Here is a 1,886-nt window from a genome sequence, read left to right as displayed (position 1 = left end):
AACAGAGAAGTCAAGCCCACCAGAGCCGATGGTACTGCGGTAACACGTGGGAGAGTAGGTCGGTGCCAAATCTTAAAGTAACCCTGTAGTTAACACTACAGGGTTTTCTTGTTTATAGCTACTTGTTTATAGTTATTTTGGGTTTATAATTATGCCCGTCGTCATCCTGAATTCGTCATGCCGGCGAAGGCCGGTATCAGGACCTCGCAAGAGAAAGAAAACCTTACTAGTGTGAGATACCGGCCTTCGCCGGCATGACGAACGCATTAGCAGAGTGTTTAAAAAACAATCTGTCATTGGTAATTTATTTTGCTTCGCAGCTTCTTCGAGGTTAGGATCCCTCAAGAGAAAGCAGGATCAAGGATCAATGCCAAATGTTCTGGAGCAAGGGATAATAATATTGATACTAGATTTCCGAGTTCAAAATATTAGCTTTAATGATTGAACTCATCTAGGATCATTATGAAATACATTACCACTAGCCTTTTATTGACCGGTTTGATTTTCCAAGGGCTGTTGTCTATTGCGCAAAATAATTACACTATTAAAGGAAAACTTAGCAAGGTAAAAGACGGCGAAATCATTAACTTATTGGAAAATAATGGCAATGTATTAGTTACCATTGCCAGTGATACCGTAAAGAACGGAGAATTTAATTTTTCAGGGGAGATTAAAGAATTAACTGAACTCGCATTAACAGGAAACAGTGCAGATTTTCCCTCTAAATGGCTTAGCCTTTGGGTAAGCCCCAAATCTGCAATTCGGATATCAGGCGATAATTATTTCCTTAAAACCTGGAATGTAATAAGTAAAGATCCTAGGCAGCAGGAGTTGGGCAGGTATACTGCATCAACAAAACAGGAATTAGACAGTATTCAAAACTTATCTGTTCAGGTCAGTTTATTGTTCCAAAAAAGGGATAATGTATCAGAAGCTGAACGTAAAACTATCAAGTTCCAAATAGACTCATTAAGAGACATTGAAGCAATTTGGCAGCAAAAAGTATTTCAGAAGGAAATCGCCATTTTGAAAACTGCTAAAGTAAATGACATCTGGTTTAAAAAAATGACCGAAATGGCTATGGATGTAAGGTACAACGAAAAAAGTTCACTTAGGCCAGCGGTCACCTCTTTGTTTAACAAGTTAACGCCACAGCAAAAACTTGAACTCGGGGCATTAGAGATCCGCAATTACCTCTATCCACCAGTGGTTGTTAAAAAAGGTGAATCCATGGTAGATAATATTCTCAAGGATCTTAATGGTGAAACTCATATGCTTAAGGATTATAAAGGCAAATACCTACTGCTCGATTTTTGGAGTGTGGGGTGTGGACCATGTATGATGGCTATGCCGGAACTCAGACAGCTAGACAGCACAGCTAAAGATAAATTATTGGTTGTCAGCATCAGTATGGATACAAAAAAAGAAATTTGGAAAAAGGTTTCATTAAGTGAAAAAATCAGCTGGCTAAACCTCAGCGATGGCAAAGGGATGACTGGAATAGCTGCAAGCTATGGAGTTAGCGGCATTCCACACTACGTTATCATTTCTCAGGAAGGCATAGTACTCGACTCCTGGGTGGGATACAGTGAAGGCTTGCTACAGGAGAAGTTGAAACCTTACTTAAATTAATAGGAGTCAAAGATGTTAGGTTTTTTCTATTCAGGCTATCTAAACTCTATGCTTAAATTTCATTCCCCTAAGAATTCCGCTTGATCCAAAAGATGTGGAGCGAGGATGAGTTTTTCGGTGTGCCCTGCCTTACCACTTTGTTGATGATTATTAACCCTCACTTTACCTCGCTATTTATCAAAAACTAAGGTGTAAGCAGTAATGATTCAATGGAGGCATACTGGCCAGGTTATTGGTTTTTGTGAAGCACTCTT

General features: G+C 39.3%; 1 protein-coding gene. It reads left to right on the top strand.

Annotation, left to right across the window (positions count from 1 at the left end; all coding sequences use genetic code 11):
* Positions 1 to 462: 462 nt before the first annotated feature.
* On the top strand, positions 463 to 1,632 hold the full coding sequence (locus HQN83_RS25145) for a TlpA disulfide reductase family protein (protein ID WP_173094500.1): 1,170 nt from the start codon (positions 463 to 465) through the stop codon (positions 1,630 to 1,632).
* Positions 1,633 to 1,886 lie beyond the last annotated feature (254 nt).

It is taken from the genome of Pedobacter foliorum, from assembly GCF_013266735.1.
GTDB lineage: Bacteria > Bacteroidota > Bacteroidia > Sphingobacteriales > Sphingobacteriaceae > Pedobacter > Pedobacter foliorum.
The sequence above is the reverse complement of the archived record's forward strand: the minus strand, read 5'-3'. Positions and strand labels throughout refer to the sequence as shown.